The sequence below is a fragment of the Aeromicrobium sp. Root472D3 genome, assembly GCF_001426485.1.
Lineage (GTDB): Bacteria > Actinomycetota > Actinomycetes > Propionibacteriales > Nocardioidaceae > Aeromicrobium.
In genome coordinates this window covers 148,921-173,708 of the sequence record NZ_LMET01000003.1, presented here as the reverse complement: position 1 = coordinate 173,708, position 24,788 = coordinate 148,921, and the positions used below count along the sequence as shown (strand labels likewise).

20 protein-coding genes and 1 pseudogene are annotated in these 24,788 nt (G+C 72.8%); 10 read left to right on the top strand and 11 right to left on the bottom strand.

Going from position 1 to position 24,788, the window contains the following annotated elements; genetic code table 11:
- Positions 1-22: 22 nt before the first annotated feature.
- Both ASD10_RS17885 and ASD10_RS18960 read right to left on the bottom strand, forming a co-directional pair.
- Positions 23-1,273, bottom strand: a complete 1,251-nt coding sequence (locus ASD10_RS17885; protein WP_056612298.1) for a S8 family serine peptidase — start codon at positions 1,271-1,273, stop codon at positions 23-25.
- Positions 1,274-1,398: 125 nt separating this feature from the next.
- Positions 1,399-1,866, bottom strand: coding sequence for a PGPGW domain-containing protein (locus tag ASD10_RS18960; RefSeq protein WP_162248876.1), 468 nt, complete (start codon positions 1,864-1,866; stop codon positions 1,399-1,401).
- 68 nt (positions 1,867-1,934) lie between these two features.
- Between ASD10_RS18960 and ASD10_RS17875 the strand changes: the two genes are divergently transcribed.
- Both ASD10_RS17875 and ASD10_RS17870 read left to right on the top strand, forming a co-directional pair.
- A complete protein-coding gene (locus ASD10_RS17875) occupies positions 1,935-3,269 on the top strand; it encodes a cyclopropane-fatty-acyl-phospholipid synthase family protein (RefSeq protein WP_056612292.1) in 1,335 nt (444 codons plus the stop codon).
- A complete protein-coding gene (locus ASD10_RS17870; RefSeq protein ID WP_056612289.1) occupies positions 3,266-4,075 on the top strand; it encodes a DUF1295 domain-containing protein in 810 nt (269 codons plus the stop codon). Before ASD10_RS17875 ends, ASD10_RS17870 begins: the two co-directional genes overlap by 4 nt.
- Positions 4,076-4,177: 102 nt before the next feature.
- Here the strand turns inward: ASD10_RS17870 and ASD10_RS17865 are convergent, their stop codons facing one another.
- Positions 4,178-4,867, bottom strand: a complete 690-nt coding sequence (locus tag ASD10_RS17865) for a metal-dependent transcriptional regulator (RefSeq protein WP_056612287.1) — start codon at positions 4,865-4,867, stop codon at positions 4,178-4,180.
- 46 nt (positions 4,868-4,913) lie between these two features.
- Between ASD10_RS17865 and ASD10_RS17860 the strand changes: the two genes are divergently transcribed.
- The 4 genes from ASD10_RS17860 to ASD10_RS17845 are packed head-to-tail and all read left to right on the top strand — an operon-like array spanning position 4,914 to position 8,635.
- A complete protein-coding gene (locus ASD10_RS17860) occupies positions 4,914-6,275 on the top strand; it encodes a deoxyribodipyrimidine photo-lyase (protein WP_157432730.1) in 1,362 nt (453 codons plus the stop codon).
- 10 nt (positions 6,276-6,285) lie between these two features.
- Positions 6,286-7,005, top strand: a complete 720-nt coding sequence (locus tag ASD10_RS17855) for a hypothetical protein (protein ID WP_056612282.1) — start codon at positions 6,286-6,288, stop codon at positions 7,003-7,005.
- A gap of 36 nt (positions 7,006-7,041) precedes the next feature.
- Positions 7,042-8,325: an MFS transporter gene (locus tag ASD10_RS17850; RefSeq protein WP_056612281.1), complete on the top strand. Its 1,284-nt coding sequence runs from the start codon at positions 7,042-7,044 to the stop codon at positions 8,323-8,325.
- Positions 8,326-8,347: 22 nt separating this feature from the next.
- Positions 8,348-8,635: a hypothetical protein gene (locus tag ASD10_RS17845; protein ID WP_056612279.1), complete on the top strand. Its 288-nt coding sequence runs from the start codon at positions 8,348-8,350 to the stop codon at positions 8,633-8,635.
- A gap of 1 nt (position 8,636) precedes the next feature.
- On the opposite strand, the gene ASD10_RS17840 is transcribed toward ASD10_RS17845, so the two are convergent.
- Both ASD10_RS17840 and rfbA read right to left on the bottom strand, forming a co-directional pair.
- Positions 8,637-9,317 (bottom strand): DedA family protein, encoded by a 681-nt coding sequence (locus ASD10_RS17840; RefSeq protein ID WP_082556400.1) that lies wholly within the window; start codon positions 9,315-9,317, stop codon positions 8,637-8,639.
- A 70-nt stretch (positions 9,318-9,387) separates the two neighbouring features.
- Positions 9,388-10,251: a glucose-1-phosphate thymidylyltransferase RfbA gene (rfbA, locus tag ASD10_RS17835; RefSeq protein WP_056612462.1), complete on the bottom strand. Its 864-nt coding sequence runs from the start codon at positions 10,249-10,251 to the stop codon at positions 9,388-9,390.
- Between the two features lie 78 nt (positions 10,252-10,329).
- Here rfbA and rfbB point away from each other — a divergent pair, with 78 nt between their 5' ends.
- Together rfbB and ASD10_RS17825 are read left to right on the top strand one after the other, a co-directional pair.
- Positions 10,330-11,328 (top strand): dTDP-glucose 4,6-dehydratase, encoded by a 999-nt coding sequence (gene rfbB / locus ASD10_RS17830; RefSeq protein WP_056612274.1) that lies wholly within the window; start codon positions 10,330-10,332, stop codon positions 11,326-11,328.
- A 2-nt stretch (positions 11,329-11,330) separates the two neighbouring features.
- Positions 11,331-12,623 carry a bifunctional dTDP-4-dehydrorhamnose 3,5-epimerase family protein/NAD(P)-dependent oxidoreductase gene (locus ASD10_RS17825; RefSeq protein ID WP_056612272.1) on the top strand — a complete coding sequence of 431 codons (1,293 nt, stop codon included), beginning with the start codon at positions 11,331-11,333 and terminating at the stop codon, positions 12,621-12,623.
- Positions 12,624-12,728: 105 nt separating this feature from the next.
- Here the strand turns inward: ASD10_RS17825 and pdxH are convergent, their stop codons facing one another.
- Entirely contained in the window at positions 12,729-13,376 is a 648-nt protein-coding gene (gene pdxH, locus ASD10_RS17820) for a pyridoxamine 5'-phosphate oxidase (RefSeq protein WP_056612269.1), read from the bottom strand.
- A gap of 36 nt (positions 13,377-13,412) precedes the next feature.
- On the opposite strand from pdxH, the gene ASD10_RS17815 reads away from it, so the two are divergent.
- Positions 13,413-14,519 carry a citrate synthase 2 gene (locus ASD10_RS17815; RefSeq protein WP_056612267.1) on the top strand — a complete coding sequence of 369 codons (1,107 nt, stop codon included), beginning with the start codon at positions 13,413-13,415 and terminating at the stop codon, positions 14,517-14,519.
- 19 nt (positions 14,520-14,538) lie between these two features.
- On the opposite strand, the gene ASD10_RS17810 is transcribed toward ASD10_RS17815, so the two are convergent.
- Positions 14,539-18,009 (bottom strand): glycosyltransferase, encoded by a 3,471-nt coding sequence (locus ASD10_RS17810; RefSeq protein ID WP_056612264.1) that lies wholly within the window; start codon positions 18,007-18,009, stop codon positions 14,539-14,541.
- Positions 18,010-18,248: 239 nt separating this feature from the next.
- Positions 18,249-19,040 (bottom strand): transglutaminase family protein, encoded by a 792-nt coding sequence (locus tag ASD10_RS17805; RefSeq protein ID WP_056612257.1) that lies wholly within the window; start codon positions 19,038-19,040, stop codon positions 18,249-18,251.
- A gap of 58 nt (positions 19,041-19,098) precedes the next feature.
- Here ASD10_RS17805 and ASD10_RS17800 point away from each other — a divergent pair.
- Positions 19,099-19,764, top strand: a pseudogene (locus tag ASD10_RS17800) (NADPH-dependent F420 reductase); the annotation flags it as partial.
- Here the strand turns inward: ASD10_RS17800 and meaB are convergent.
- The 3 genes from meaB to ASD10_RS17785 are packed head-to-tail and all read right to left on the bottom strand — an operon-like array spanning position 19,752 to position 24,743.
- On the bottom strand, positions 19,752-20,723 hold the full coding sequence (meaB, locus tag ASD10_RS17795; RefSeq protein WP_056612251.1) for a methylmalonyl Co-A mutase-associated GTPase MeaB: 972 nt from the start codon (positions 20,721-20,723) through the stop codon (positions 19,752-19,754). The pseudogene ASD10_RS17800 and the gene meaB sit on opposite strands and share 13 nt — an antisense overlap.
- A gap of 13 nt (positions 20,724-20,736) precedes the next feature.
- Positions 20,737-22,920 (bottom strand): methylmalonyl-CoA mutase, encoded by a 2,184-nt coding sequence (gene scpA / locus ASD10_RS17790; protein WP_056612249.1) that lies wholly within the window; start codon positions 22,918-22,920, stop codon positions 20,737-20,739.
- A complete protein-coding gene (locus ASD10_RS17785) occupies positions 22,917-24,743 on the bottom strand; it encodes a methylmalonyl-CoA mutase family protein (RefSeq protein ID WP_056612247.1) in 1,827 nt (608 codons plus the stop codon). The genes scpA and ASD10_RS17785 overlap by 4 nt, the downstream gene beginning before the upstream one ends.
- Between the last annotated feature and the right edge of the window lie 45 nt (positions 24,744-24,788).

Genomic DNA, 24,788 nt, shown 5'->3' with positions numbered 1-24,788 from the left:
GAGGCGAGGCCACCAGGGTGCGTCAGCGCCCGAGCAGGCTCCGCCGGACGTTGAGGAAGCCGTGACCGCTCGCCGTGTCGTAGCCCGGGGCCCCGATGTCGGTGGCGCGGGTCGTCAGCAGGTCGCCGACCGCCGCGGCACCCAGGCGGTGGCGGGTGCGGGCGATCACGATGGCCGCGGCGGCCGCGACGTGCGGCGACGCCATCGACGTGCCGCTCATCAGGCAGTAGCTCTGGCCGTACCGGCACGGCAGACCCATCGACGGACGCTTGATCATGGTCGACCGGATCGACACGCCGGGGGCGCTGACGTCGACCGCGGGGCCGCACGTCGAGAACGGCGCGACCCGGTCGTAGCGGTTGGTCGCCGCGACGCCGATGACGCCCGGCAGCGCGGCCGGGTAGGTCGTCGGCCCGGAGCAGCCCTGGTTGCCGGCCGCCGCGACCACGACGACGCCCTTGCGGACGGCGTACCGGACGGCCTTCTGCATCTGGACGTCGAGGTCCTTGCCCGCGAACGACAGGTTGATGACGTCGGCGCCCTTGTTGACGGCCCAGACGATGCCGCGCGACGCATCGACGGTGTTGCCGGCGCCGGCGGAGTTCAGCACCCGCACGGGCAGGATGCGCGACTGGGGCGCGAGGCCCGCGATGCCGCGCTTGTTGCCGGCCTTGGCGGCGATGACGCCGGCCACGTGGGTGCCGTGCCCGTTGCGGTCGGCGGCGTTGCGGTCGTCCTCGACGAAGTCGCGGCCCTTCAGCACGCGCCCCTTCAGATCGGGGTGATCGGCCTGCACGCCGGTGTCGACGACCGCGACCACGACCCCGCGGCCCTTCGACTTGCGCCACACCTGCTCGGCGCGGAGCTTGTCGAGGCTCCACTGACGCTTGCGCAGGCTGTCGTTGGACCGCTTGGGCTTCTTCGATGCCGCGGCGGTCGCGGCCGACGCGACGGGCGCCTGCGCCGAGGACGTGTCGAGCGTCGACGCGATCGACACGGGGTGGGCGACGTCGACCGTGACGCCGGGCTCGTCGAGCGCGTCGGAGATCAGCTCACGGGCGTCCTGGCGCGAGTCGGCGACCTCGGTCGTGAACTGCGGGCCCGTCGCGGTCTGCGTCGTCGTGACGACCGTGACCGGCTCGCCGGCCGGGGCCGACTCCAGCACGCTCGCGACCTCCCCGGCGGACGGGTCCGACGCCGCGACGGCCGGTGCGGAGCCCAGCGTCAGGGCGAGGCCGGTGGCCAGGGTCAGGATGATGCGTCGATGTGCCACGGTGGAGATCGTCCTCGGAGGTCGTCGGGCGGCGGGCCGGGCCCCACGTCGTCCGAGGCCCACGTCTCCGAGAACAGTACGTGCCCCCGCGCCGGGACGCTTCCTCGGACGTCCGGCGCCGCGGGCTAGGGCAGGTCGGCCGGACGCGGCTCGCGCCACCGCACGATGCTGTAGGCCAGCAGGCCCCACGCGGCCAGCGCCGACGCCCACAGCCCGAGCGCCGTCGCCCATCCCTGCGCCGGCAGCTCCGGCCCGAACCCGACCCCGAGCACCGTGAACCGTGGGATGTCGGGGCCGATCCACCAGATCACGCCCAGCACCGCGAGCCACAGCCCGCCGAGGAAGCTGACGAGGATCCGCGGCCACGTCTCGACGCCGAACTTCGCAGCCTCGGTCGCGCGCCGCTCGAGCGGGTCCATGAGGCGCTGCGCCCACACGTAGTTGCGCGAGAGGATCGCCAGGCCCGACACGACGATGACCAGGCCCGGCCCGGGCAGGGGCATCAGGACCACCCCGACGACCACCACGACCCAGCCCAGGACCTCGCTGCCCGTGCGCCTGAACCAGCCCACGAGCCTGGTCCCGACGTCCATGCCGCCAGTCTGCCGCATCACAGGAACTCGGATGGCGCAACCCCGACGCGAAGGGTTGACTTGGGCCCGTGAACATCGCATCCTCCCTCCTGTCGTTGGCCGAGGAGACGCTCGGCCTGAAGCTCCCCATCCGTCTGCGCGCGTGGGACGGCAGCGAAGCCGGCGTCCCGGGCGCCCCGGTCGTCGTGATCCGCAGCAAGCGCGCCCTGCGGCACGTCATCTGGAAGCCGGGCGAGCTGGGCGTCGCCCGCGCCTACGTGCAGGGAGACCTCGACGTCGAGGGCGACCTCGGCGACGGCCTGCGGGCCATGTGGAACGCCGTGCGCGACGCGCGGACCGCCGACGCGACGGCCGGACGCCCGAAGATCGGGCCCAAGCAGGTCGCCAAGGCCGTCGCGCTCGCGGTGCGCCTCGGCGCGATCGGCCCCCGCCCGCCCGCGCCGGCCGCCGAGTCGAACCTGACGGGCGAGCTGCACAGCAAGGAGCGCGACCAGGAGGCGATCTCGCACCACTACGACCTGTCGAACGACTTCTACGAGCTGATCCTCGACCCCAACATGGCGTACTCGAGCGGCTTCCACGTGACGCCGGAGATGACGCTCGAGGAGGCGCAGACCGCGAAGCTGCACCTCATCTGCCAGAAGCTGGGCCTGCAGCCCGGCATGAAGATGGTCGACATCGGCTCCGGCTGGGGATCGCTGACGCTGTTCGCCGCCGAGCACTACGGCGTCCACGTCACGGGAGTGACCCTGTCGGTCGAGCAGCGCGACTACGTCATGGGCAAGGCGGCCGAGCGCGGCCTCGCCGACCGGGTCGACGTCAGCCTCCGTCACTTCCGCGACCTCGAGGCCTCCGGCGTCCGCGACGGCCAGATCGACGCGATCGCCTCGATCGAGATGGGCGAGCACGTCGGCGACGCCGAGTACGTCGTGTTCGTCGACTCGATCCACCGCTACCTCAAGCCCGGCGGCCGGGCCCTGATCCAGCAGATGTCACGCAGCAACGACGCCCCCGGCGACAGCCCGGGCGGCGGGCCGTTCATCGAGACGTACATCGCGCCCGACATGCACATGAAGCCGCTGGCCAAGACGATCGGACTCATCGCGGCCTCGGGCCTCGAGATCCGCGACGTCCAGGCGATGCGCGAGCACTACCCGCAGACCGTCGCCGGGTGGGCCGCGAAGCTCGAGGAGAACTGGGACGTCGCGGTCAAGCTGATCGGCGAGGAGAACGCCCGCGTGTGGCGCCTCTACCTCGTGGGTGGCGCGCTGGCGTTCGAGGAGAACCGCATGGGCGTCGACCAGATCCTGTCGGTCAAGCCCAGCTCGCGGGGCGTCAGCGCGATGCCGACCTCTCCCCTGGCCTGGCTCCACGGCCGCGCGGTCGGCGGTGAGGGCGCATGATCGCGAACGATCTGTCGCAGACCGTCGTCACGCTGTTCGCGGGGCTCGGCGCACTGCTGGTGTTCATGGGTCTCGGCCTGGCCTACGCGCTGAAGAACCACCTGCTCTCGATCGTCGACACGCTGTGGGGCCTGGGCTTCGTGGTCGTGGCGGCGGTCTCCGCGATCGTCTCGCTGGGCGGCGACGGTGGCCGGGCGCAGCGCTGGATCGTGCTCGCGATGGTGGCGGTCTGGGGACTGCGGCTGGCGTGGCACGTCGGCGGGCGCAACCACGGCAAGGGCGAGGACCCGCGCTACGCCGAGCTGCTCGAGAACGGCGAGAAGGCGGGGCGCTCGTTCGCCCAGACCGCCGTCACGCGCGTGTTCGTGCCGCAGGGCGTCGCGATGTTCATCGTCTCGGCTCCGCTCATGGTGGGCCCCAACAACGAGCGCATGTCGGTCCCGCTGACGGTCGTCGGCGTCGTGGTGTGGGCGGTCGGCCTGTTCTTCGAGACCGTCGGCGACGCGCAGCTCAAGAAGTACAAGAGCGATCCCGACAACAAGGGCAAGATCATGGACACGGGGCTGTGGAGCCTGACGCGCCACCCCAACTACTTCGGCGACGCCGCCGTCTGGTGGGGCCTCGGCATCGTCGCGGCCGGCTCGTGGCCCGGCATCGTCGCGCTGATCGGTCCGGCGATCATGAGCTACTCGCTGGTCAACGTGACGGGCGCCAAGCTCAACGAGAAGAGCCAGCGCAAGAAGCCCGGCTGGGACGACTACGCCCGCCGCACCAGCTACTTCATCCCCCTCCCCCCGAAACGCTGACGAGAGGGTTGTCGCCCCTCGGCGAGGGGCTTGTCGCCCCCGAACAGGGGCCACAACCCCCTCCTCGGAGGGCAGCAACCCCCTCCTCACCGTCGGGTGGGGTCAGGCGGTGACGAAGATGTGGGCCGCGGCCTCGGTGTCGATCTCGGCCGTCTCGCCCTGGCGGGCCACGACGAGCCCGTCGTGGCCGACCGACACGAGCACGTCGTTGCCCGGCAGCGCGCCGACGCGCCGCAGAACCGACATGACCTCGGTGTCCTTCTGGAGCTCCTCGGCGATGCGACGCACCACCAGACGCGTCGGCTCGGTGGCTCGGCCGACGGCCTTGGTCATCGCGACGACGCCCGTGAGGAACTGCGCCTCGCTGCCCGACTCGCCGAGCTCGGCCAGACCCGGGATCGGGTTGCCGTACGGCGACTCGGTGGGGTGCTCGAGGATCTGGACGAGGCGACGCTCGACCTGCTCGGACATCACGTGCTCCCAGCGGCACGCCTCCTCGTGGACGAACTCGATCTCGAGACCGATGACGTCGATCAGGAGCCGCTCGGCCAGGCGATGCTTGCGCATGACCCGCGTGGCCAGCTGACGCCCCTTCTCGGACAGCTCGAGGTGGCGATCGCCCTCGACCGCCAGCAGTCCGTCGCGCTCCATGCGCGCGACGGTCTGCGAGACCGTCGGGCCGCTCTGGTGGAGGCGCTCGGCGATGCGGGCGCGCAAGGGCACGATGCCCTCCTCCTCCAGCTCGTAGACCGTGCGGAGGTACATCTCGGTGGTGTCGATCAGCTCGCTCACTCCCCCATTGTTCCATGCCGTGCGGACAGCGCGCGCACGCGTGAGGATGGGAACCGTGCCAACCTCCGTCATGTGCTTCCGGTCCGACTTCCGACTGAACGACAACCCCGCGCTGCGGGAGGCGATCGACGCCGGGCCGGACGGCGTCGTGCCGATGTTCGTGCTCGACGAGCACTACTGGGGCCCGAACGGACGCACCCGCTTGGCCTACCTCATGGCGCTGCTGCGCGACCTCGACGAGCGGGTCGGCGGCCTCGTCGTCGTGAAGGGCAAGCCGTGGGAGGTCGTGCCCGAGGTCGCTCGGGCGGTCGGGGCCACGAGCGTGCACGTGGCGGCCGACTACGGCCCGTACGAGAAGGAGCGCGACGAGCGCGTCGAGGAGGCGCTCGCCGAGCACGACGTCGCGCTGGTGCGCACCGGGTCGTCGTACGCGGTGGCCCCCGGGCGCGTGACGAAGGGCGACGGGACCCCCTACCGCGTCTTCACGCCGTTCTACCGCGCGTGGCAGGAGCACGGGTGGCGCGCACCGGCGCCGGGCGTGCGGTCCGTGCCGTGGATCCGCGCCGACGTGAGCACCGCGGAGATCCCCGACGTCGATCCCCCGGACGGTGTCACGCTGCCCCCGCTCGGCGAGGAGGCGGCCCGGCGGCAGTGGCACGCGTACCTCGACCACGTCGACGACTACGACGACGTGCGCGACCTGCCGGGCCGCGACGCGACGTCGCGCATGTCGGTGCACCTCAAGTGGGGCACGATCCACCCCCGCACGCTGCTCGCCGACCTCGCCGAGCGCGGCACGAAGGGCGCCGAGGCGTACGCGCGGGAGCTGGCGTTCCGCGAGTTCTACGCCGACGTCGTGCACCACCGCCCCGACACCCTCGCCGGCTACTACGACAAGCGGTTCGAGGCGATGGACTACGACGAGCCCGGCGACGACCTGCAGGCCTGGAAGGACGGCCGCACCGGGTTCCCGATCGTCGACGCCGGCATGCGCCAGCTGATGGCCGAGGGCTTCATGCACAACCGCGTGCGGATGATCGTGGCCAGCTTCCTGGTCAAGGACCTCCACCTCGAGTGGACCGTCGGCGCCGACCACTTCCTCGACCTGCTGGTGGACGCCGACCCGCCGTCGAACCAGCACGGCTGGCAGTGGGTCGCCGGCTGCGGCACCGACGCCTCGCCGTACTTCCGCATCTTCAACCCGACGTCGCAGGGCAAGAAGTTCGACCCCGACGGCACGTACGTCCGGCGCTGGGTGCCAGAGCTCGCCGACGTCCCGGCCAAGCACGTGCACACGCCCTGGGACATGGACGAGCCGCCCGCCGACTACCCCGCACCGATCGTCGACCACGCGGAGGAGCGCACCGAGTCGCTGCGGCGCTACGAGGTCGTCAAGTCGGCTGGGTAGGGTCGGCCGCATGGTGACGATCCCGGCACGGTTCAACGGTCCCGACCACTCCGGCAACGGCGGCTACGTCGCCGGCATGCTGGCCGCGGAGGTCGGCTCGGACGTCGTGACGTCGACGCTGCGCGTCCCGCCGCCGCTCGACGTGCCGCTCAGCTGGGAGCACGACGCGCACCACGACGGCGAGGTCGTCCGGCTCCTCACGGCCGGCGGCGCCCTGGTCGGCGAGGCCGCCCCCGGGGCGTTCACGCGTGACGCGCCCGCGGCGCCGACGTCCGCCGAGGCGGCCGCGGGACTCGCCGCCTACCGGGGGCACGACGAGCACCCCTTCGACCGCTGCTTCACGTGCGGCACCGCCCGCGGCGCGGGCGACGGTCTGCGACTGTTCACGGGCCCGGTCGGCGACGACCGCGTCGCCGCGTCGTGGACGCCCGACGCGGCCTTCGGCGCTCCCGGCGACGGACGCCTCGACGTGCCGACGACGTGGGCCGCACTCGACTGCCCGGGCGGGTGGGCCGCCGACTTCACGCGCCAGACCATGGTGCTCGGACGCATGACGGCCCAGGTCGTCCGCGCACCCCGCGCCGGGGAGCCCCTGGTGTCGGTGGGCGTGCTGCACGAGCGGGACGGCCGCAAGTTCCGCACCGACACCGCGCTCCACACCGCCGACGGCGAGCTGCTGGGCCGTGCCGAGCAGGTGTGGATCCAGGTCGAGCACGACGCCTTCCGCTGACGCGGCACGAGACGGGCAGGCGTATGTTCTCCTGACGTGGCCCGGCTCTCCCTCGCGAACGTCCTCGCCGACACCCGGCCCCTGCGCAACCAGCACTTCCGTCGCCTGTGGGTCGCGAACATCGTCACGGTCATCGGTGCGCAGCTGACGGTCGTCGCGGTGCCGGCGCAGCTGTACGCCGACACGGGGTCGTCGGCGTACGTCGGCCTGGCGGGGGTCTTCGGCCTGGTGCCCCTGGTCGTGTTCGGCCTCTACGGCGGGGCGCTGGCCGACGTGTTCGACCGCCGGACGCTGCTGATCGTCACGACGGTCGGCCTCATCGTGACGAGCGGCCTGTTCTGGGTGCAGGCGGCCGCCGGCAGCACGAGCCCGTGGCTCCTGCTGTGCCTGTTCTCGGTGCAGCAGGCGTTCTTCGCCGTCAACCAGCCGACGCGCAGCGCGATCATCCCCAAGCTCGTCGACACCGCGTTGCTGCCGGCCGCCAACTCGCTGAACATGACGGTCACGATGGCCGGGGCGATCGCCGGACCGCTCGTGGCCGGCGTGCTGATCCCCTTCATCGGCTTCGAGTGGCTCTACCTGATCGACACCGTGACGCTCTTCGCGACGCTGGCGGCGGTCGTCCGGCTGCCGAGCCTCAAGGCCGTCGAGGCCGCGACGAGCGTGCCGGGGGTCCGCGCCGTGATCGACGGCTTCCGGTACCTGCGCACCCAGCCGGTGCTGATGATGTCGTTCGTCGTCGACCTGATCGCGATGGTGTTCGGCATGCCGCGGGCGCTGTTCCCCGAGATCGCCCACCTCGACTTCAACGGTCCCGACGAGGGCGGCCTCGTGTTCGCGCTGCTGTTCGCGGCGATCCCCGCGGGCGCCGTCATCGGCGGCGTGTTCAGCGGGTGGGTCTCGCGCGTCGAGCGCCAGGGACGCGCCGTCGTCGTCTGCATCGTCGTGTGGGGCCTGGCGATGACGGGCTTCGGCCTCGCGGTCGCGCTGGCCGACCGCTGGACGACCCCGATGCTCGTGGTCGCCCTGGCGATGCTCGTGATCGGCGGTGCGGCCGACATGGCGTCGGCGGCGTTCCGCACCAGCATGCTGCTGGCCGCCGCGGACGACGCGATGCGCGGACGTCTGCAGGGCGTGTTCATCGTCGTCGTGGCGGGCGGTCCGCGCATCGCCGACACCCTGCACGGTGCGACGGCGGTGGCGGTGGGCACCGCCGCGGCGGCCGCCGGCGGTGGCGTCCTGGTGGTCGTGGGCGTCGTGGTCGCGTCGATCGCGGTGCCGTCGTTCGTCCGCTACCGCATCACCCGCGCCCCGGTCTGACGAGCACGCGCATACTGAGCGCGTGTCGGTCCGCGATCTCAGCCTCGAGCAGGTGCAGCGCTGGGTCGTGTCGTTCCTGATCCTCGCGGTCGCCTCGTTCCCGCTCGGCGCGCTGACCGCCGTCAGCCGGACGATCGCCGACGAGGGTCGCCGGGGCGACGCGGTGCTGCTGCTCGTCGTGATGGCCGCCCTCGGCACCCTGGCCCTCGGCGCGATCCGCATGGTGCACCGCCGGCCGCCGCTGTCGGCGTGGCTCGTGTGCGGCGTCCTGCCCGCCGCAGCGGCCGCGGTCGTCGTGCTCGTCGTCTGACTCAGGCGGTCGGGTGCGGATCGCCCGCCAGGGTCAGCCGCGGCTGCCGCGGCATGACGCCCGTGGCCAGCTCGAGCGCCGCGACCTCGGGCGCCGGCGTGGTGGGACGCACCCCGATGACGGTGCGCACCAGCAGCACCGGCACGACCGCCAGCGCCAGCAGCACCAGCACGAGCCACGACGCGCGGCCCAGCAGGTCGGTGGTCGCACCGGTGACGGCGGCGACGGCCGACCCCCCGCCGACGTAGGCCGCGGCCCACAGCGCCGACCCCGACAGCGACGCCGGCAGGAACCGTCGGTACTCCAGTCCCGACGCCCCCGCGGCGGCCGGCGTCAGCGTGCGGACGACCGGCACCAGGCGGGTCATGAACACCGCGGTGCCGCCGCGCCGGCGCAGCAGGTCGGTCGCCCGGTCGTAGTGCTGACGACCCAGGCGGCGCACCGCGCGCGTCTCGCCCAGGGCGTCGCCGTAGCGCCGGCCCAGCAGGTAGCCCACGTGGTCGCCGAGGCTCGCCCCCAGCGTCACCACGACGCCGAGGGCGACCATCTGCCCGGCCGACCCCATCGTGGCGGCGAGCAGGACGACCGCGGTCTCCCCCGGCAGGACCATGCCGAGCCCGAGGCCCGACTCCGCGAAGGCGAGGGCGAACCCCACTCCCAACGACATCAGCAGAGCGTTCATGCCTGCCACGGTGCCCCCGTGCGGCGTCCCGCCCCCGACCGTCAGGTGGACGTCAGGTGAACCGGGTGCGTCAGTCGTCGAGCAGGCTGAGCAGGTACGCGCCGTACCCGCTCTTGGCGTACGCCGCGGCCTGCTCGCGCAGCCCGTCGTCGCTCAGGAAGCCCTGGCGCCACGCCGCCTCCTCGGGGCAGCCGATCGACAGGCCCTGTCGGTGCTGCACCGTGCGGATGAAGTCGCCCGCCTCGGACAGGCCGTCGAACGTGCCGGTGTCGAGCCAGGCCACGCCGCGCTCGAGGACGTCGACCTGCAGGCGTCCCTCCTCGAGGTAGAGGCGGTTCAGGTCGGTGATCTCGAGCTCGCCACGGGCGGACGGCTCGAGCGTGCGCGACTTCTCGACGACGTCGTTGCCGTAGAAGTACAGCCCCGGCACCGCGAAGTGGCTCTTGGGGACCTCGGGCTTCTCCTCCAGCGAGATGGCCTTGCCGTCGGCGTCGAACTCCACGACGCCGGACGCGGACGGGTCGTTGACGCGGTAGCCGAAGATCACGGCGCCGTCGACGTCGTCGAAGCGTGCCAGCTGCGTGCCGAGGCCCGCGCCGTAGAAGATGTTGTCGCCCAGCACCAGCGCGACCGAGTCGTCGCCGATGTGGTCGGCGCCGATCACGAACGCCTGGGCCAGGCCGTCGGGGCTCGGCTGCTGCGCGTAGGTGATCGTGATGCCGAACTGCGAGCCGTCGCCGAGGAGCCGCTCGAACTGCTCCGCGTCGTGCGGCGTCGTGATGATCAGCACCTCGGAGATCCCCGCGAGGATCAGCGTCGAGAGCGGGTAGTAGATCATGGGCTTGTCGTAGACCGGCATCAGCTGCTTGCTGACGGCCTTGGTCACGGGGTGCAGGCGGGAGCCGGTTCCACCGGCCAGAATGATTCCTCGCATGCGCGCCATCCTAGGTGCACGGAGGGCCGGGGCCCGAGGGCGTCCTGACCGCACGACGCCCTGCCCTAGGCTGGGGCCATGCGTTCTGTCCTCGTCACCGGCGGTGCCGGCTTCATCGGATCCAACTTCGTGCGTCACGTCGTCGCCCACACCGACCTCACGGTCACGGTGCTCGACAAGATGACCTACGCGGCCAGTCGCGAGTCGATCGCCGACCTGCCCGAGGACCGGTGCCGTCTCGTGGTCGGCGACATCGTCGACGCCGCCCTGGTCGACGAGCTCGTCGCGTCCCACGACGCGGTCGTGCACTTCGCCGCCGAGTCGCACAACGACAACTCGCTGGACGACCCGAGCCCGTTCGTGCAGACCAACCTCGTGGGCACCTTCACGCTGCTCGAGGCCGCGCGCAAGCACGACGTCCGCTTCCACCACATCTCGACCGACGAGGTCTACGGCGACCTCGAGCTCGACGACCCGAACCGCTTCACCGAGGCGACGGCGTACGAGCCGTCCAGCCCGTACTCGTCGACCAAGGCCGGCTCCGACCTGCTGGTGCGCGCCTGGGTGCGCTCGTTCGGCGTCCGCGCCACGATCAGCAACTGCTCCAACAACTACGGCCCGTACCAGCACGTCGAGAAGTTCATCCCGCGGCAGATCACGCAGCTCATCGATGGTCTCCGCCCCCGCCTGTACGGCGACGGGCTGAACGTGCGCGACTGGATCCACGTCGAGGACCACAGCAGCGCCGTCCTGACGATCCTGAACACCGGCGAGATCGGCCAGACCTACCTGATCGGCGCCGACGGCGAGAAGAACAACCGCGACGTCGTCGCCGCCCTGCTCGAGATCTTCGGGCGCGACGCCGCCGACTTCGACCACGTCAACGACCGTCCCGGCCACGACCGCCGCTACGCGATCGACTCGTCCAAGCTGCGCTCCGAGCTCGGCTGGCAGCCCCAGTTCGGCGACTTCGAGAGCGGTCTGGCCGACACCGTGCAGTGGTACCGCGACCACGAGTCGTGGTGGCGTCCGGCCAAGGCCGCGACCGAGTCCAAGTACGCGGCCCAGGGCCAGTGACCATGCAGATCACCGAGAGCACGATCCCGGGGCTGCTCGTCGTCGAGATCCCCCTGCACGCCGACAACCGCGGCTTCTTCGAGGAGAACTGGCAGCGCGAGAAGATGGTCGCCGCCGGCCTGCCCGACTTCGGCCCCGTGCAGCACAACATCTCGTACAACTTCACCGCCGGCGCGACCCGCGGCATCCACGCCGAGCCGTGGGACAAGCTCGTCTCGGTCGTCGCGGGCCGCGTGTTCGCGGCGTGGGTCGACCTGCGCGACGGCGAGTCGTTCGGCACGACCTTCAGCATCGAGCTGTCGCCGGGGCGCGCGGTGTTCGTGCCCCGGGGCGTCGGCAACTCGTACCAGACGCTCGAGGACGACACGACGTACTCGTACCTGGTCAACGCGCACTGGAGCCCCGACGCGGTCTACACCAACGTCAACCTGCTCGACGAGACCGCGGCGATCGCGTGGCCCCTGCCGCTGCGCGAGGTGTCCGACAAGGACAAGGCCCACCCCCGGCTCGCCGACGTCGTGCCGTTCTCACCGCGTCGCGACGTGATCCTCGGCGCCGACGGCCAGCTGGGCCGGGCCCTGCGCGCCGTCCTGCCCGACGCCCTCGCGCTGACCCGGGCCGATCTCGACCTCGCCGACCCGTCGACCTACGACAACGTCCCGTGGGGCCAGGTCGGCACGATCTACAACGCGGCCGCCTACACCGCGGTCGACGCTGCCGAGACGCCCGACGGACGCCGCCAGGCGTGGGCCGTCAACGTGACGGCCGTCGCCGCGCTGGCCCGCCTCGCGATCGAGCACCGCCTGACGCTGGTCACGGTGTCGTCCGACTACGTCTTCGACGGCACCGTCGAGTCGCACACGACCGACGAGGCCGTGTCGCCCCTCGGCGTGTACGGGCAGACCAAGGCGGCCGGCGAGGCCGTCACGTCGACGGTCCCCCGCCACTACGTCGTCCGCACCAGCTGGGTCATCGGCGACGGCGGCAACTTCGTCTCGACGATGCAGCGGCTGGCGCGCGACGGCGTGAGCCCCTCGGTCGTCGACGACCAGCACGGTCGCCTGACGTCGGCGAGCGAGCTCGCGGCCGGCATCGTCGAGCTCGTCCGGTCGGGTGCCCCCTACGGCATCCACCACGTCACCGGCGGCGGCCCGGTCAAGACCTGGGCCGACATCGCCCGCGAGGTCTTCGCCGAGGAGGGACGCGACCCGTCCGACGTCACGGGCGTCAGCACCGAGGCGTATGGCGAGGGCAAGGACCTCGCCCCGCGTCCGCGCCACAGCGCCCTCGACTGACCCCACCCCGCTGACGAGGGGGTTGCGGCCCCTCGAGGAGGGGGTTGCGGCCCCTGCGCGGGGCGGCAACCCCCTCGCCGAGGGGCGACAACCCCCTCGCGAGCGTCAGGGGGCGAGGCGTTCGCGCGTCCAGGTGCCGTCGGCGGTCTGCGTGTAGCGGAGGCGGTCGTGCAGCCGCCCCACGCGACCCTGCCAGAACTCGATCGACCCGATCGCGATCCGGTAGCCGCCCCACTGCTCCGGACGCTCGACGTCGCGGTCCGCGAACGCCTGCTCGACATCGACGACACGACGCTCGAGCACCCCACGGTCGGCGATCGGCTCGGACTGCGGCGAGGCGGCCGCCCCGACCTGCGAGCCGCGCGGTCGCGACGCGAAGTACGCGTCGGACTCCCCGGCCGACACGCGGGTGACGGACCCCTCGACGCGCACCTGGCGCTGCAGGGGGTGCCACAGCATCGTCGCGGCGGCGAACGGGTTGTCGGCCAGCTCACGCCCCTTGCGCGAGCCGTAGCCCGTGAAGAACACCAGCCCCCGGGCGTCGAAGCCCTTGAGCAGCACGATCCGCGAGGACGGACGCCCGTCGGCCGTCGCGGTGGCCAGCGCCATGGCGTTGGGCTCGTGCACGCCGGCCTCGACGGCCTCGTCGATCCAGCGGGTGAACAGCGCCACCGGGTCGTCGCCCGCGGTCGTCTCGTCGAGCCCGTCGCGGGCGTACTCCGACCTCATGCGGGCCAGATCGGGGGTCTCCATGTGCCCACGGTAGCCGCGCAGGGCACAATGCCATGCATGACTGAAGTGCATCACGGACTGGAAGGCGTCATCGCGTTCGAGAGCGAGATCGCCGAACCCGACAAGGAAGGGTCCGCACTTCGCTACCGCGGCGTCGACATCGACGACCTCGTCGGCCGCGTCCCCTTCGAGAAGATCTGGGGCCTGCTGGTCGACGGGACGTACGAGCCCGGACTGCCGCCCGCGGAGCCGTTCCCGATCCCCGTCCACTCGGGCGACATCCGCGCCGACGTGCAGAGCGCCATCGCGCTGACCGCGCCGGCGTGGGGCATGAAGCAGCTCTACGACATCGACGACGTCCAGGCCCGCGACGACCTCGCGCGCGCCGCCGTCATGGTGCTGTCGTACGTCGCGCAGGCCGCCCGCGGCGTGGGCCAGCCGTTCGTCCCGCAGAGCGAGGTCGACAAGGCCGGCACGATCACCGAGCGCTTCCTGACGCGCTGGCGCGGCGAGGTCAACCCCGATCACGCCAAGGCCATCGACGCGTACTGGGTCTCGGCCGCCGAGCACGGCATGAACGCGTCCACGTTCACGGCGCGCGTCATCGCCTCGACCGGTGCCGATGCCGCCGCCGCCCTGTCGGGTGCCGTCGGCGCGATGTCGGGCCCGCTGCACGGCGGCGCCCCGGCCCGCGTGCTGACCATGATCGAGGAGGTCGAGAAGTCCGGCGACGCGACCAAGTACGTCAAGGACCTGCTCGACGCCGGCGAGCGCCTGATGGGCTTCGGCCACCGCGTCTACCGTGCGCAGGACCCCCGCGCCCGCACGCTGCGTCGCACCGCCAAGGAGCTCAACGCGCCCCGTGCCGAGGTCGCGATCGCGCTCGAGGAGGCCGCGCTGAAGGAGCTCAAGGAGCGTCGTCCCGACCGCGTCCTCGAGACCAACGTCGAGTTCTGGGCCGCGATCGTCCTCGACTACGCCGAGATCCCGCCGCACATGTTCACCGCGATGTTCACCTCGGCCCGCACGGCCGGCTGGAGCGCGCACATCCTCGAGCAGAAGCGCACCGGACGCCTGATCCGCCCCTCCGCGATCTACACCGGACCCGCCTCGCGCGGGGCCGACGAGGTCGAGGGTTGGAACCCCGACTGGGCCAACGCCTGACCGTCCGCCCCTCGGCCGGTCAGAGGTCGTGCTCGACGCCCCGGGCGTCGAGCACGTCCGCCAGCAGCACGCGTGCCCGCGCCTCGAACGAGTGCTCGGCCGCGACCCGCGCCGCATTGGCCGCGAGCGTCGCGGCATCGGGCCACCGCGTCGACGCGGGGTCGAGCAGCGCCGCGAGCTCGTCGCGGTCGGCGTACGTGCGCACCGACGGCCCCAGCACGTCCTCGATCCCCTCGACGGGGTCGCTGACGACCCGGGCGCCCGACGCCACCGCGTCGAACAGCCGGTTCGAGTAGAAGCCGAGGCGGGCCATGTCGGCCCAGTGGTCGTTGAGGACGATGCGGGCGCCGCGGTAGGCCGCCGGCACCGCGGCGTTGTCGAGGTGGTCGGACGCGACCAGGGCGGGGTCGATGAAGCGGTCCCACCCGTCGCCGTAGATCGTCAGGTCGGCGCCCACCGCCACGGCGTCGCCGACGACGGGGCGCATGACCTTGCGGGTGCGACCCACGAAGAGCGTGCCGAGCCCGGCCGTCGCCTCACCGTCGGGCGAGAACCGTGAGACGTCGGTCGCCTGCAGCAGCGTCCGCACCTCGCGCGACGTCGCCGCGGTCGTCTGCTCGGCCCACGCCCTGCCGGCCGAGTAGACCAGGTCGAAGCCCTGCGTCAGCTCGTCGGGCGGCACCTCGTCGGGGTGGCTGATGACCCACAGCACGTTGGTCGCACCGGGCTGCGACACGGCCGGCCAGCGTCCCCGCAACGCCAGCGTGACGTCGTCGAGGTGGTCGGACGCCGGACGCTGGTGGGCGCCGCGCCGGTCGACGAAGGCCTCCTGCCCCCAGGCCCGCAGCCCCCGGACGAGGTCGTCGGCGAAGTGGGTGTCGCCCCACGTGTCGCCGCTCGGCCCGCCCTGAGCCGCGATCTTGACGGCCCACCGCAGGCACGGCAGACCCGCGCCGGGCCCGGACCCGACGACGCACGCGGGCCGTCGCAGCACCGGCGAGCTCGTGGTGCGGCGGCGGCTCAGCGGTGCGCCCGGACCGGGACGGAAGCCGTCGACGACGAGCCCGGCCCGCTCCCACGCGTCGGTGCGGGCCGGGGGCAGACGTCCGCCCCAGCGGTCGAGCAGACGCAGCTGGTCGGCCTCGGACGGGTCGGCCAGCGGCGAGCGCGCCCGGCGGCTGACGCGCGAGGCCGTCGCGGTGACGAGGCGTCCCGGTGCCCGGGCCGCGAGCCGCAGCGAGAGGTCGACGTCGGCGAGGTCGTCGAAGGTCGGGTCGAGACCCCCGACCGCCACGAGGTCGTCGGCGCGCAGGGCCAGGCTCACGGCGCTCACGGCATCGGGCACGACGTCGCCGGGCGGCAGGTCGGACAGCGGGTGGGACGCCAGCAGGTGCACCGGGACGACGCGCGGCCCCGCGGAGACCAGGCCCGCCGAGCGGATCGTGTCGTCGGCCGTGACGAGCAGCGACTGCGCCGCGAGCACGCCCGGCGTCGACACGGCGTCGACGAGCGGCTCGAGCCAGCCGTCGTGCACCTCGACGTCGGGGTCGAGCAGCACGACGAGCTCGCCCGTCGACGTCGCGAGGGCCAAGTTGGCCGTCACGGAGGCGTGCGACGGGGCGGGGACGCGCAGCACCGTCACGCGGTCGTCACCGGCGTACACCGACGTCAGGACCGCCGACAGCTCGCGGTCGGAGGCGTCGTCGACCACGACGACCTCGAGGTCGCGCTCCCCCGCCTGCGCGAGGGCTGCGTCGACCGCCCGCCGCGTACGGTGCCGGTCGCCGCGCATCGTCATCAGCACCGACACCCGTCCGGGCACCCGCGGGCGGTCCACGGCCGGTGGCCGCTCGGCGTCGCGCACGACCTGCTCGTGGGTCGCGCTCCGGCCCGGGCCGAGCGGCCGCTCGCCGAGGTGGTCGCCGCGCACGCCGACGAAGGGCACGAACAGCGCCGGTGCGTCGTGGCGCAGCAGGACGTCCCAGTCCCACCGGTCGTCGGCCTCGGCGCGCGGGCCGGTGGCCCGCAGGAGGTCCGTCGGGACGAGGACCCCCGCCAGGGAGCGCGGGACGTCCCAGACCAGGGCCTCGCGGCCGGGCAGCTCGGCCCACCACCGTCCCGTGGCCTCGTCGACGGCTGCGCCGTGGACGACCTGCCCGGGTGCGGCGGCGACAGCGGCGGCGGCGGCGGTCAGCAGGGCGCCCAGCAGCAGCGGCGACCACGACTCCTGCGGCTGCCACACCGCCACCCGGGGCTCGTGGACGGTGGCCAGCACGTCGGCGGCCCTCTCGGCCCACGACCGTGAGGCGGTGGGCACCAGGACGACCCGCGCGTCGGCCTCGGCGAGGTCGCCCAGGGGCGCCGGCACCGGCGCGCCCTCGTCGACCGCGACACGCAGCGTCCACGCGGTGTGCTCCTGCGCCAGGACGGTCGCGAGCGTGTCGGGCAGCTCGCCGCCCCACTCGCGCGCGTCGGCGAGGATCGCGACGGCGTCGGTCGACGCGACCACCTGCGGTCGCGCGGCCGCCAGGTGCCAGCGGGCCGTGGTCGACGGCGGCGGACGCAGCAGCGCCCGCTGACGTCCGGCGTCGGCGGCGGTCCGCGTCATGAGCGCCCGCAGGTCGTCGAACGCGACGGGCTCGACGCCCGAGCCGGGCTCCGGCACGGTCAGGACCGCCCCGTCGGCAGCGGCCCGCGCGAGGAAGTGCCCGATCGCTCCCCCGGGGTGCCCGGCCGCCTCCGGGACCCGCGCGAGGTAGGTCGCTCCGTCGAAGTGTGGCCCGGCAGCACCGGCGACCTGGCCCGTGCGCAGGAGGTGCATCAGCGTCATCGGCATGCGGACGCCGGCCTTGCTGCGGTACCAGGCGCGCTCGAACAGCGGGGACGGCGACAGGGCCAGCGACTCCCCCTCCTCCAGGAAGTGCCAGACCGCCGCCCGGTCGTCGGCGAACGTGCGCCCCGCCAGGGCCTCGTAGTACGGCCGGTCGAGCACCCCGGCGGCCAGGATCGTGTCGAGGGCCGTCGCCTGCTGGCCCCGCAGGTGCACGAAGCGCCTCCACGACCGGCGGCCGAGCATCGGCACGGGAGCGCCGGCGTGCGCGTGCTGCAGGTAGAGACCGACCGGTCCGCCGGGGTGGTCGGTCGCGGCCGGCGCGAGGGCCACGAGCCCGAGGTCGTCGAGCACCGCGCGCACGGGGAACGTCCGGGCCGATCCGTCGAGCACCGCCGCGACGACCTCGCCCGCCGCGAGGCCGGTCGCGCCGACGTCGGTCAGCGGATTGGGCAGCAGCCCGGCCGCGGCGCCGTGCGCCACGTAGTGCTCGAGCGCCGCAGCGGGCGTCTCGAGGTGCTCGGTCGCCTGCAGCCGGTAGTACCAGGCGTCGAACAGCCACGAGTCGAGCGGGCCATCGCCCTGGCCCTCGCCCTCGGGGGAGGTGACGACCTCTCGGGCCTTCCGTGCGACACCGCGCAGGCGGTTCCTCGGCGACATGTCCAGCACCCTACGCAAGGACGCGGACGGCCCGTGGACCGCCGCACCGTCGGGGCCCACCGGCCCGGACGTGAGAGGGGGCCGGCCATCCCCCCGAGACGGCCGGCCCCACGACGCCTTCGCGTCGGTGCCTCTGAGAAAGACAGTAGCGAACTCTCGACCGCAAGTGCAGTCTTGACTTTCGCGGCGCGACTAGTTATTTAGGACTACGGCCGCGTAGTCCCGTCGGGCGGCGCCGGTCAGCGCAGGGCGACGAGCCGGGTCAGGTCGTCGGTCGGCAGCTCGTCGACGACGGCCGTGACCTTCATCCGCCGCAGGTCGACGGCCGCGCCGTGCTGCGACAGGAAGGCCGTCTCGGACGCGTCCTGGCCCGTCGCGATGCGCACGAGCGAGCTGCGCGGGGCCAGCGCCGTCGCGTCGACGACGTGCCACTCGCCCTCGACGTGCGCCTCGGCGACGGCGTGGAAGTCCATCGGGAACAGGCCCGGTGCGTAGACCGAGGCGAGGCGTGCCGGCACGTCGAGCGCGCGCAGCAGGGCCACCACGAGGTGCGTGTAGTCGCGGCAGACGCCGGCGCGCGCCAGCATCGTGGCGACGGCGCCGTCGGTGGGCTGGCTCGCGCCGGCGACGTACGAGAGCCGGTCGCCGACCCACGAGCTCACGGCGTCGAGCAGCTCCTTGCCCTCGACGCCCGAGAACTCCGACTTGGCGGTCGGGAAGAGCGTGTCGGACTCGCAGTACCGGCTGGGCCGGCGGTACTCGATGATGTCGAGCTCCTCGGTGCCGATCGGATCGGCCTGTCCCGTGACCTCGGCGGCGTAGTCGATGACCATCGGGCCGGGAGGGCCCACGAGGCGGTGCAGGCGCGTGCCGTGGCGTCCCGCGACCTCGTGCGCCTCGATCGAGGAGCCGTTCGAGATGATCGTCAACGTCTCGTCGGCGTCGGCCCCCTCGGCGACCGCGACCGACAGGATCAGGTCGGCCTCGCCGTGCAGGTAGAGCTCGAGGTGGGACGTCACGGATCGCTTCACCGGACGATCCTGTCACGCTGCCCGGCCATCGGCACAACTCGCCAGGAATGACTCCGGCCACACGGGCGTTGAACCGCCCATGACCACCATCGGACTCATCGGATCAGGCCTCATCGGCTCCCAGGTCGCCCGCGCGGCGACGGCTCACGGACACCACGTCGTCCTCAGCAACTCGCGGGGGCCCGAGACCCTCGCCGACCTCGTCGCCGAGCTCGGCGAGCTCGCCTCCGCGGCCACCCCGGCCGAGGCGGCCGCCGCCGGCGACCTCGTCGTCGTGACGATCCCGCTCAAGGCGATCGACACCGTGCCGGTCGAGCCCCTCGCCGGCAAGGTCGTGATCGACACCAACAACTACTACCCGCAGCGCGACGGGCACATCGACGTCCTCGACGACGGGTCGACCACGAGCTCGCAGCTGCTGCAGGACCGCCTGCCCGGCTCGCACGTCGTCAAGGCGTTCAACCACATCGCGGCCGCCGACATCACCGGGCACGCCCAGCCCGGCGGCACCGACGACCGTCGCGCCCTCGCGATCGCCGGCGACGACGAGCAGGCCAAGGCGACCGTCGCGGGCCTGATCGACCAAATCGGCTTCGACGTCGTCGACCTCGGCCCGCTGGCCGAGAGCTGGCGCATCGAGACCGACACGCCCGGCTACGGTCCCCGGCTCACCGCCGACGGCCTGCGCGACGCCCTGGCGGCCGCGCAGCGTCAGGAGTCGTAGGCCTCGAGGATCCGGTCGGCGGCGGTCGCTGCGGGCATCTCGCCCGACAGCACCGCCTCGCGGATCTCGGCCCGCACCGAGGCGACGGCAGGATCGTTGCGCAGCCGCTGGTCGAGCTCGTCGCGCACCAGCGCCCACGTGAAGTCGAGCTGCTGCTGGGCCCGCTTCTCGCGCAGCCCCTTGGCCCCCATGAACTCGCGGTGCCGCACGACGCGGTTCCAGACCGTGTCGATGCCCGTGCCCTCGAGCGCCGAGCAGGTCAGCACCGGGGGCACCCAGTCCTGCGTGCCGGCGTAGACCATGCGCAGCGCACCCGCGAGGTCCTTGGACGTCGCGTGGGCCTCCTGCGCACGGTCTCCGTCGGCCTTGTTGACCGCGATGACGTCGGCGATCTCGAGGATCCCCTTCTTGATGCCCTGCAGCTGGTCGCCGGTGCGCGCGATCGTCAGGAACAGGAACGTGTCGACCATGCCGGCGACCGTGATCTCGGACTGGCCGACCCCGACCGTCTCGACCAGGACGACGTCGAACCCCGCCGCCTCGAGCACCGTCATGGCCTGGCTCGTGGCCCGTGCGACGCCGCCGAGCGTGCCGGCGCTGGGCGACGGACGGATGAACGCGTCGGGGCTGACCGCGAGCCTCGCCATGCGCGTCTTGTCGCCCAGCACCGACCCGCCGGTGCGGACGCTCGACGGATCGACCGCGAGCACGCCGACGCGGTGGCCCTCGTCGATCAGGTGCGTGCCGAGCGCCTCGATGAACGTCGACTTGCCGACGCCCGGCACCCCCGAGATGCCGACGCGGATCGCACCGCCCGCGGACTCGGTCAGCAGGCCCAGCAGCTCGCGCGCCTCGGCCCGGTGGTCGTCCCGCCGCGACTCGACCAGCGTGATGGCGCGCGAGATCGACGCACGCCGGCCGACCCGCAGGTCGTCCGCCAGCTCCTGGACGTCGACCATCAGACGGCCCCCGTCACGGGGCGAGCGTCGTGCGCAGCTTGTCGAGCAGGTCGAGCGCCGAGTCGGCGATCACGGTGCCGGGCGGGAAGACCGCCGCGGCGCCCATCTCGAGCAGCGTCGGGACGTCGTCGGGCGGGATGACGCCGCCGATGACGATCATGATGTCGGGACGTCCGAGCTCGGCCAGCGACTCCTTGAGCGCCGGCAGCAGCGTCAGGTGCCCGGCCGCGAGCGACGACACGCCCACGATGTGGACGTCGGCGTCGATCGCCTGCTGGGCGACCTCCTCTGGCGTCGAGAACAGCGGGCCGACGTCGACGTCGAAGCCCATGTCGGCGAAGGCCGTCACGATGACCTTCTGGCCGCGGTCGTGACCGTCCTGGCCCATCTTCGCGACCAGGATGCGCGGGCGGCGGCCCTCGGCCCTCTCGAACTCCTCGGTCGCCTCGATGACCTGGGCGACGTTGCCGGCCTGGCCGGCCTCGGTGCGGTACACACCTGAGATCGTACGGATGACGGCCTGGTGACGCCCGTAGACCTTCTCGAGGGCGTCGGAGATCTCGCCGACCGTCGCCTTGGCCCGCGCCGCGGCGACGGCCAGGTGGAGCAGGTTGTCGTCGAGCGACCCGTCGCTCGCCGACCCCTTGGCGGCGCTGCGGGTCAGGGCCTCGAGGGCCGCGTCGACCTCGGCCTGGTCGCGCTCGGCGCGCAGGCGCTCGAGCTTGGCGATCTGCGAGGCGTAGACCGCCTTGTTGTCGACCTTGAGCACGTCGAGCGCGTCCTCGTCGGCCAGCCGGTACGTGTTGACGCCGATGACGGCCTGCTGCCCCGAGTCGATGCGGGCCTGCGTGCGCGCGGCCGCCTCCTCGATGCGCATCTTGGGGATGCCGGCCTCGATGGCCTTCGACATGCCGCCGGCCTTCTCGACCTCCTGGATGTGCGCCCAGGCGCGGTTCGCGAGGTCGTGCGTCAGGCGCTCGACGTAGTACGAGCCGCCCCACGGGTCGATGACGTCGGTCGTGCCCGACTCCTGCTGCAGCAGCAGCTGGGTGTTGCGGGCGATGCGCGCGCTGAAGTCGGTCGGCAGCGCGATGGCCTCGTCGAGCGCGTTGGTGTGCAGCGACTGGGTGTGGCCCTGCGTCGCGGCCATCGCCTCGATCGCGGTGCGACCGACGTTGTTGTACACGTCCTGCGCGGTCAGTGACCAGCCGGACGTCTGGCTGTGGGTGCGCAGGCTCAGGCTCTTGGGGTTCTTCGGGTCGAAGTCGGCGACGAGCCGGGCCCACAGGGCACGGGCGGCGCGCAGCTTGGCGACCTCCATGTAGAAGTTCATGCCGATCGCCCAGAAGAAGCTCAGGCGGGGGGCGAACGCGTCGATGTCGAGGCCCACGTCGAGGCCGGCGCGGATGTACTCGACGCCGTCGGCCAGCGTGTAGGCGAGCTCGAGGTCGTTCGTCGCCCCGGCCTCCTGGATGTGGTAGCCCGAGATCGAGATCGAGTTGAACCGCGGCATCTTCTGCGCCGTGTACGCGAAGATGTCGGAGATGATCCGCATCGACGGCGCCGGCGGGTAGATGTAGGTGTTGCGGACCATGAACTCCTTGAGGATGTCGTTCTGGATGGTCCCCGACAGCTTCTCGGGCGGCACGCCCTGCTCCTCGGCCGCGACGATGTAGAGCGCCAGCACCGGCAGCACGGCGCCGTTCATCGTCATCGACACGCTCATCTCGTCGAGCGGGATGCCCTCGAAGAGCTTGCGCGTGTCGTAGATCGAGTCGATCGCGACGCCCGCCATGCCGACGTCGCCGACGACGCGCGGGTTGTCGGAGTCGTAGCCGCGGTGCGTCGCGAGGTCGAAGGCGACCGACAGGCCCTTCTGGCCCGCCGCGAGGTTGCGGCGGTAGAACGCGTTGGACTCCTCGGCGGTCGAGAATCCCGCGTACTGCCGGATCGTCCACGGCTGCGTCGTGTACATCGCGGGGTACGGGCCGCGCAGGAACGGCGTCAGGCCCGGGTACGTGTCGAGGCCGTCGAGGCCCTCGAGGTCGGCGGGCGTGTAGAGGCCCTCGACGTCGATGCCCTCGGGCGAGGCCCACGGCTCGGCGCCGTCGGTGGCCCTCGCGTACGTCTCGGGATCGGGCTCGTGGGGCTGCTCGGGATCGAGCGGGAGCCCCTGGAAGGTGTGCGGGACCGTCATGCGATCTCCTGTCGGATCGAGCGGAGGAAGGCCAGCGCATCGACGCCCACCGCGATGGTCGTGTCGGCCCCGACGTCGGCCGTGCCGGCCAGGACGACGTGACGGGCGCCGGCGTCGCGCAGCGCCGCGACGAGCTCGGCGCCCCAGGCGTCGTAGCCCTTGTCGTTGCCGACCAGGCAGACGACCGCGGGGCTGCCCGCGGACGAGTACGCCGCGAGCACGTCGTCGACGCCCTCGCTGGGCCCCGCCACGACGGTCTCGACGCCTCCGGCGGCCAGCAGGTTCGCGGCGAACGTCGAGCGGGCCGTGAACGCCGCGACGGTGCCCATCGACGCGAGGAACACGGGCGCGGCGGCGGGCTCGTCGCGCAGCGCCTCGAACTCGCCGGCGTAGCGGTGCACGTCGAGCGGGCGGGCGTAGGGGCGGCGGTCGGGCAGGGTCTCGGCGACCTGCGGGAACTCCGAGACGCCCGTGATCGGTCGCTGCCGACGGGCGATCGCGAGGGCGCGGTCGGACACCGTCTGCTCGATGCGGCCCCGCAGCAGGTCGAGGGCCGCCTCGAGGCTCGGCGTCGCGTCGATCTCGCCGAACAGCTCCCAGGCCGCGCGGGCGAGGTCGTCGGTGAGCTTCTCGACGGCGTGGGAGCCGCCGGCCGGGTCGGTCACCGCGGCGACGTGCGACTCGCTGATCAGCAGGCTCGAGGTGTTGCGGGCGATGCGACGGCTGAACGGCTCGGGCAGGCCCAACGGCTCGTCGAACGGCAGCACCGTGACGGCGGCGGCGCCACCCGTGCCGGCGGCGAACGAGGCGACCGTCGTGCGCAGCATGTTCACGTAGGGGTCGTAGCGCGACATCATGGGCCGCGACGTGACGGCGTGCTGCAGCTGCCCGGCCGCGGCGGTCGTGACCCCGCTGAGCTCGGCGACGCGGTTCCAGAGCCGGCGGGCGGCTCGCAGCTTGGCGATCGTCGGGAACTGCTCGTCGGTCGCGGCGTAGCGGAAGTCGATCAGCGCCGCGGCCTGCTCGACGTCGAGGCCGGCCTCGACCAGCAGGCGCAGGTACTGGGCGCCGGCCGCGAGCGAGTAGGCGAGCTCCTGGACGTCGGACGCGCCGGCGTCGTGCACGGCGGTCGCGTCGACCGTGAGGGCGCGCACCCCCAGGGGCTGCGCGAGGTGCGCGATCTCGACCGTCGCGTCGAAGTCGACGACGCCGCGGCCGCGGAAGGCGGCGCCGATCGGGTCGGCGCCGAAGCTCGTGCCCGGGGCCGCCGAGACGCCCTTGTCGGCGATGACCGCCGCGAGGGCGCGGGCCGCCTCGAGCGGCTCGAACGGCGCGTCGAGCGTCACGGCGGCGAGGTCGACGAAGACCGGCTCGAGCACCGTGGCGAGAGCGTCGATCGGCACCCCGCCCGTGCCGGCGGAGATCCACAGCGAGTTGACGCCGTTCTCGAGGTCCGTCACGACGTCGCGGGCCGTGCGCTCGACGTCGGGATCGGTGAACCAGGCGCGGACGTCCCACCCGTCGAGCTCGCGGGTCGCCGTCGCGCCGCGGGTGAACGGCGCCTGGCCGGGCAGCCCGCCGTCGCCCAGGTCGGCCGACAGCGCCGGCGTGCCGAGCGGCGTCACACGGATGCCGTCGAGGGTCGTCGTGGCGAGCGTGGCCCACACGTCACCGTCGTCGGCGTCGTCGGTGAGCCGGCGCGACCTGCGGAGCACCGCGGCGGTCGCCGCCTCCCACTCGCCCTGCGTGTGCTCGAGGCCTTCCGAGAGGGGAACCTCGATCGTCGCCGGTGTCCCTGAGCTCGTCGCGGGGTCAGATGCCATGTGGGGCATCGTACGAACACCTTGTGACCTCGGCCACCCAATGTG